The organism is Pseudomonas sp. BF-B-15 (genome assembly GCF_019946675.1).
GTDB lineage: Bacteria > Pseudomonadota > Gammaproteobacteria > Pseudomonadales > Pseudomonadaceae > Aquipseudomonas > Aquipseudomonas migulae.
The window spans coordinates 1-7,302 of record NZ_JAGYFZ010000166.1 but is presented as its reverse complement, the minus strand read 5'-3'; the positions used below and the strand labels follow the sequence as shown (position 1 = coordinate 7,302).

Here is a 7,302-nt window from a genome sequence, read left to right as displayed (position 1 = left end):
CGGGATACAGCGCCGAGAACCCGGCAATCAATTGCGGCAAGTACAGCGGCGCGACGGTTTCGAAGCAGCCGATGTCGATTTGCCCGGCCACCACGTCATTGTCGGCCAGGGCGTTCTGTTCGAACTCTTTGGCCATGCGCAATAGCCGCGGATAGTTATTTTGGACAATACAATGGTCAGACTCACAGAGGCCACTGAGAGTGAGAATACGGTTACTGTTTTCCCCAGCATCGCTAGCTTGCTTACAGACTCGCCAGGACACAATTGCTTCGGGATTGCTAACGCAAGGCGCCACCATGCCTTACCAAACTAGCTTTTTGGCCAGCAATGTACCGGGACGAGGCGTACTTCCTTGGCCCCCCCGGCGGGATGCTACTCGGCTGCGTCGTAGTCAAAGACACATGCGAATAGTGCCTCTGTAGCCGCATATTGCCCATAGCGGCCTTGGGGACGTCCGCTCTCAGAAATCAGATGTAGATTCTTGCGGGCACGGGAACCTACGACGTAGAGGAGTTTGTTAGCGGCATCCAAGCTTGCTGCCTCAGTGAAATGAGGCACCATCCCCTGAAGAAGGCCGAACGCGATGACTACATCGTACTCGGCACCCTTTACCCCGTGGATCGTCGAAACGGTGATACCAGTCCGCTCGCGAAATACCTTCCTGAAGAAAGAGATGTCGTTAATGTAAGGGGCTCCGTCCTTTTGGAGCCTGTCGATACGAGATTGTGAGCTGCGAAAGAACGCATCGCGGTGCTCCACCAATGCGGGGAAGCTATTCAGGGCTACGCCGAGTCGTTCTAGCAGTACGGCGAAGGCTTGGTCAAGGTAGGCAATCCCATCCGTCTCGGAGATTGAAATTGAGTTGCATTCCCTCAATAGGAGCCGCTGCGTCAGACGCGATGTATCAACGCCAAAATCACCTAGGTCGCTGATCACATCCCTGGCCCATCGCATGCGACGAACAAGCATCTTCGGCGATGACTCAGTCAGGATGATTTTCGAAACTTTGAACCAGAAGTTGTCTATATCGTTGCTAAAGGGGACTAGGCCAGGGCCGTCAAATTGCTGATCCGGAAGCATCCTTACTAATTGGCGCGTCGTCGATGCCAATAAAATCCACCATGGGGCGAGCACGCAAATCTCCTGAGGAGGATGCCCGGCAGCAAGACTTGCCTGGATCAGTCTTACTAGCTCGTCATGCAAATTGGGGAGTGTTACGTGCTGGTTGTACGAAACCTTGCTTGGAAACGACGCGTTCGATCCCGCGCTCTCGATTGATGTCGGATAAACGTTGAAATTCGAGAAGTGGGAAATGATCCTCTTGCTCGAACGGTAATTCCGGGTAAGCGCCATTTCTCTTATCGGGATTCCAGCCTCGGCACGAAAATCAGCCACCGGAACTGCGTAGCCACCAAGCGAGCCGTAGATAGCTTGGTTTGGATCGCCGACGATGAAGGTCTTCGTTCGCCCCGCTCCGGCACGCAAAATAGCGGTAAGAAGGCCATACTGGATTTGCTTCGTGTCCTGATACTCGTCTACCAGGACATATGAGAAGACCGAAGCGAGAAGTGATGCAATATGCTTTTGATCACGCATCAGAACCTGCGCATACCAAAGGATCAGCTCGAAATCGATCTGACGCGCTTCGGAGAGCTCGCGAAAATACTCACCAAGAATTTTATGAAGCGTCTCATGCTTCCAAGCATCTTTGCAGCCTAGGTGATAGCCCGTTTTGCTGAAGTAGTAATCGCAATCCCAGTGCGTGATCTTTGCGTAGGGCGCGCATAGCCTATCGAGCATGAGTTCGCGGTCGTGCTTGTCTAGGACTCGATAGCCGCGGGAAAGCTCTGGAAGGTAGATGCCATATGGCTTAATGATCCACTCGATGCAAAATGAGTGAATGGTCCCGATCCACAGCTTTGACGTGTCAACACCGAGATCTTCAATGCGCTCCTGAATTTCATCTGCTGCGCGGTGCGTATAAGTAATCGCCACGACAATCCGCTTGTCCGTGGCCCGCGACAGCTCATAAGCGATCTTATAGGTCAAAGTCCGCGTTTTTCCGCTACCAGGGCATGCGATGAGGAATACGCTCGAAGGTTCCTCGACTGCGGCAGACTGCTCGGCGTTCAATTCACGGGGATCCCAAGCGAACATCAGGCAATGCCTGCCATGAACGAACTAATGGCATCGCCTGGTAGCGCAAGGGCGACAGCAGCTTTTAGGAAGACCAGATCGATTTCGCCGCGTTGGAAACGCTCAACCTCACCCCTCAGGAGTGCTAGTCGTGGCTGTGCTGAAGGATCGGCATAGATTTGGCGGGCAACTCGATACTGTAGGATTCTGGCGAGCAGCAGAGGGGATATGTGCCCATGCGCGAAGTGAAGGGCCTGCAAGATGTAGGGAGGGATCGCTACCTGATGGTCCAGTTCTTCGGCGAGCATGATTGCAAACCAGCCTTTCCCTTCATACTCAGCCATCAACAGCGCACGAAAACCTACTAGGTGAGGTTGACCTGATCGAAGGGCTTCCACCGCTTCATTGATAGTGTTCGGCGCTTTATAGACCTTGCTCGCTGCTCGAACAAACGCCTCCTCGTTGCCCGCTGATACGAGGTCAACTTCAAAGGTGTGTGGTGCATAGAAGGCCGAGATCCAAGGGTTTCCAGCGACAAAGGCATCGAGACCAACCTTGCGTTCGGCGCCAGCTTTTTGGGAACCTATCGCCTTCCGCTTCTTGCTTGCCAGAAACTCATGATCAGTGGGCTGCGGCGTCACATCAAAGAAGGTGGTATCAAGGTCAGTGACTATCGCACAGCGCTTGCGGATTCGGAGGTCGTGAAAAAGGACAGCGACGTTTTTGAACCCCGTGCTGCGTATGTTGATGACACTAATACCCAACTCATCAACACTCAGCCCAAGCACCTTCTTCACCAAGATCGGGATCAGTATCTCCTCCGCATCGCCTTCAACGAGCAGCACGCTTTTAGCGAAGAGCAAATTGCTACGGACGGCATCCAGATATCTCTGGATGCTTCTCACCTCTGACGGCTCAAGCCCCGTAGCGGGTTGATAAGCCTCGCAACATGAGCCTTGCCGTCCCAGAATGTTGACGTTAGTGACATTGCTCACTTCGGAAATGTGGGTCGAATGTGTTGTGTAGATGATCTGGGCATCGCTGTAGGAAATACGGTCGAATAGAGTCTTCTGGATATGGGTGTGGATGTGCGCTTCGGGCTCCTCGATCAGCAGAAAGTTGGCAATGGCAAGCTTCTCACGCTGATACTTGAACTCAAGAAGCTTCAGCGTCAGGTAGATGAGGTTTGCTCCGCCCAAGCTCAGCTCGTGGATACCACCCTCATACCCGTCATCGGCCTCGCCTACAAAAAGGCGCAGCGACTGAAATAATTTTTCTGCCTCGTCTGGTAGGTCAGATTTAATCGAAAGCGAAGCAGGCGAGTAGGTTTCTCCGGCCGCATCCTTGATCGTTTCGCGAATGTGGTTACGAACCGACTGCACGTCTTCGAGCCCTTCGATAGAGGCATTCAGGTCTCTGACTATCTGGGTTATAGGAAGCATCGACACTGGATCGATCTCCCCACTCTTGCTCTTGAGTAGCGCAAACAACGGGTTCGTTCGGTTGTTGTGAAACTCGGCAACGACGTCCCGGAGTGCTTGGATGAAGGTCAGTGACACTTCTTTCGTAACCGAGAGGAATCCAGGTACTTTAGCCCCGATCTGAGGAAATTCAGTTTCAGCACTGAAAATACACGTATCGAAATCGCCCACAATCGATTGGTAGGCGGAAGGGTCGCTGAAGTCGGCGCTGCTTCTTCCTGTGAATACAGTTTCGTAGTCATCGATCGTGATGGAACTGCGTATTTTCGCGAGCTCCTCATCATCAAAAATATCGAGAGCAGCCAGCTTGAGCCGGATCTCCTTTTTCGGACGGAAGATGAGGTTATAGGTAGCCTTCGCCAGCGGTCCCTCTTCGAGCGCCGCCGTGCCGTGAAGAAATAGCGCCTGCACGGCTTCGTCGGCGCTGATCTGTTCGAACTCAACACTGATAATGATCCAGTGGCCTCGCCATTCACCGAGCGATCGGCAGAAGTCGGACTCCTCCAGTCGATAGGCGGCACGCACCATGGTGTCATCCAATAGTAGACGGATTGCGCGTAGGATATTGGACTTACCTGAGCCATTCTCGCCGATGATGGTGTTGACGCCCCGCTGAAATTTCAGCGTTGTGTTGCTGAAGTTTCGGTAGTTCACCAAAGTCATTTTGGAAATGTGCATAATTCTCCAGAGCACCAACGCCCATGAACAGCCTTGTCCGTTTGTGAACGATGGTAGCGTGAGGGGGCATCGTATTCCCACAGAAACCGCTTGCAGGCGCCCACCAATAGGCACAGCGACTACGCTGCTCCGCAATAGCTTGATCCCATGGCTCAATCGCAAATTTGCAAGGCAAATGTGATGCGAGACTCACGATGTGGGTTTCTATTGGTGTGCTTCATTGAATCGTCCCGGGTTTCGTAGACACCTCCAACCCTCATAATGAGGCTTGGAGGTGCCATGAGTCGTCAGTGTTACCCCGAAGAATTCCAGATCGAAGCGGTCAAGCATGTGACCGAGCGCAATCTACCTATTGCTGAAATGGCCGCACGTCTGGGCATGTCGATGCACAGCCTGTACGCCTGAATCAGCTGTCACCGGTAGAGTTTGAAAAGCGCTATACAATGAGCTTGGAGAGTGTCTAGGGCGCTAGGGGCGATTCATGATAAACATCCACGGTTATTGGTAGAAGGCTGCTGATCCGTAGAATTCGAGCGGAGCATAGTTTTCATCTTTACCTCTAAGTTGGCGAATTAAATCAAATTCTCCCCCGATTTTAGAAGTAAGGTCTTCTGCAATTTCCAGCGTGGATTTTCTAATCGAAAGTGTCGCCGCCTTATAGGATTCGAAATAAGGAATCCCAGCCGCCAAATTGTACGCTAGATACGCTCCGAACGCTGCAGCTGGGTATCCCATGACAGGCCATAGATGGGAGATTGTCGCTTGGTCCGCGCTCGCTAAACCCGGTGCAATACCTATTTTGGGGAGGTAGCCTCGTTCTTCAAATCGCGCACCATCACATATGTTTAGAAATGCTAACCGCCGCTCATCCATGACTGGAGCCTTCTCCCATAGATCCTCAAGCGAAACGGACAAATTATCACCGATGTGCATTGTCACGTGCTTAGGAGACCAATGGTCAAAGTCGCCGTGGGATGCGACCCAAATTACGTCATACTGCGGGTCTTGATAAGCTTCGAGGAAGTTTTGTTGAGTGGCTTCAGTGAAGTATACTAAGTTAACGGTCGCTCCGGCGCATTCAAAAATGTGCTTGATTACCTCTGTCTCAAGCTCTTCTGTGAGACTTCCGCCGCCGCACCAAATCAAAATATTTTGCGGCTTTCTGTCTGGCTTGGGGATGGATAATGATGAGGTTATCGGCCATGTCTCTCCCCACGTTTTGAGCTGTATCGCTTGCAGCGGGGTGCACTCAGTATCAAGAACTAACTGGCATAATGGCTTGGAGTTGAAAGGATATGGGGAAAAGCAATAGCCACTAGTTAGGGCTTTTTCGTATTCTGTAGAGTCCCCATACTTAGGTACACCTATTCTATCTGGAATAGTCAAGCCTGAGTTGTCGGAATAAGCGACGGTCTTTGCCACCCCTAGAAACTTATTGCTCGAATGTATCAGCTGCTCAAGAGCGGTCTGAGAGTTACGTTCAATGAATGTTTTTTCATCACCTAGAGCTGCGAGATACCCATGCTCGCCGAATGGTATAGATATGTATAGATCTTGTGCAATGATATTGGAGCTAGTCGTTAGCAATTGGTGCCACAGCAGTAAGCCTTGAAGGGTGACGTGTGTCTCACCTGCGTTCAGGCTTTTGACAATAAACGGCTGAATTGAACCGCTCCGCATTGCTGCGTCACGAAAGAATGTAATTCCGTCAAGATTTGACTTGCAAGCACTTTGGACAAGGTCTATCTGTCTTAGAAGCGCGGATGGGTCCCCATCCTTATTGCCTGCATAAATAGTAGCTAGCAATTGCAATTTATGTGGCTCAGCGAGGACTTCATTGAAATCGGCGAGTGCCTTAGCTGCCCACTCATTAGATGTTTTACTTGAGAAGTCACTTGCTGTGGTGGATAAGCTGTAATAAAACAGGGCGCGGACTACATTGGGTAGAGTGTTTTTTTCAGCGACAGACTCTAGGTAGGGGACGAAAGTCTTAGCCAAGTCAGGTGCCTCTTTTGCTGCCCAGCACGCCATGTGGCTTCCAAGGTAGGCCTCCTCGAGGTAGATGTGCTCCGCCGGTAAGTTTATTGCGTCTTTAAAGGTTTTTACGGCGGAGGGCCATAGCTCACGTGCTATGTTGTTCATAGCTGTTCGCTCGCGGGCGTAGTAATAAAAGGCGCCGAAGAATTTCACCATTACTGGCACAAATCCGGGCCAGTTTCTTACCACTGCTGATGAATAGAAATCAGCGACTCTCCCCACATTCAGATTTTTTGTGTGACTGTCTTTGGTGTCTTCTGATAACGCCCATCCAATCCAGTCCCCCATCTCAGTGAGTTCAAACTCTCCGTATGACGTGTACAGTGCCTCGGTAGCGAAAATAAATTGGTAATAATATGGCAATAACCTGTACTCGATAGGTGTGCTGTTTTGCTGCTCAATTACTAGACATATTATGCGTCGGACTTCTGCGTGCGAGATAGACGAAGCTAAACGAGCGTCACGAAAAACTTTGTCAAGGTGCGCATGCAGAGTCGCTAGGGTTTGTTCGAGGTTCAATCATTACTTCCTTCTAGTCTGCATTGATCAATTTCGGTATCCGTTGGCCTCAGTCGGACTACCACCGACATGCGCACTCTCAATGTCGAGTTCCTAAACGGGCGGCGGATGGTTTGGCCACTGTCAATCCTATCTGCAATCAGCAGGTTTTACGTCAACCTTTGTCCCAATCATTGACAGTTAATCAAGTTCCGCAAGTTTAGGGTGGCAGCCCCGGTTTCACTGGGGATTGAGGTGTCAATGGTGATTGGACATAGGTGATACAGTTGATTACTGGCCGGATGATCCGTTGGTGGCCGAAGCGACCGCACGAATCAAACCCCGCAAATAGGGTGTATACCCGACCCTGTAGGAGCCGGCTTGCTGGCGATCGCGGTGACCCCGTCAACAAATCGGCTGACTGACCCACCGCTATCGCCAGCAAGCCGGCTCCTACAGGTTTGCGTTTGCC

3 protein-coding genes and 2 pseudogenes are annotated in these 7,302 nt (G+C 51.3%); 1 reads left to right on the top strand and 4 read right to left on the bottom strand.

Annotated features, from left to right (window positions below):
• The 3 genes and pseudogenes from KGA97_RS28490 to KGA97_RS28480 all read right to left on the bottom strand — a co-directional run.
• A pseudogene (locus tag KGA97_RS28490) lies at nt 1–145 on the bottom strand (LysR family transcriptional regulator); the annotation flags it as partial.
• 227 nt (nt 146–372) lie between these two features.
• Entirely contained in the window at nt 373–2,157 is a 1,785-nt protein-coding gene (locus KGA97_RS28485; RefSeq protein ID WP_223481917.1) for a UvrD-helicase domain-containing protein, read from the bottom strand.
• A complete protein-coding gene (locus tag KGA97_RS28480) occupies nt 2,157–4,295 on the bottom strand; it encodes an ATP-dependent nuclease (protein WP_223481916.1) in 2,139 nt (712 codons plus the stop codon). Before KGA97_RS28480 ends, KGA97_RS28485 begins: the two co-directional genes overlap by 1 nt.
• 279 nt (nt 4,296–4,574) lie before the next feature.
• Between KGA97_RS28480 and KGA97_RS28475 the strand changes: the two are divergent.
• Nucleotides 4,575–4,697: pseudogene (locus KGA97_RS28475) on the top strand (transposase); the annotation flags it as partial.
• Between the two features lie 96 nt (nt 4,698–4,793).
• Here KGA97_RS28475 and KGA97_RS28470 read toward each other — a convergent pair.
• Complete coding sequence (locus tag KGA97_RS28470) at nt 4,794–6,851, bottom strand: CHAT domain-containing protein (RefSeq protein WP_223481915.1); 2,058 nt, start codon at nt 6,849–6,851, stop codon at nt 4,794–4,796.
• Nucleotides 6,852–7,302 lie beyond the last annotated feature (451 nt).

Excerpts from the sequence above, each read along its gene's own strand:
- KGA97_RS28485 (WP_223481917.1), bottom strand. The coding sequence starts at position 2,157 with ATGTTCGCTTGGGATCCCCGTGAATTGAACGCCGAGCAGTCTGCCGCA.
- KGA97_RS28480 (WP_223481916.1), bottom strand. The coding sequence starts at position 4,295 with ATGCACATTTCCAAAATGACTTTGGTGAACTACCGAAACTTCAGCAAC.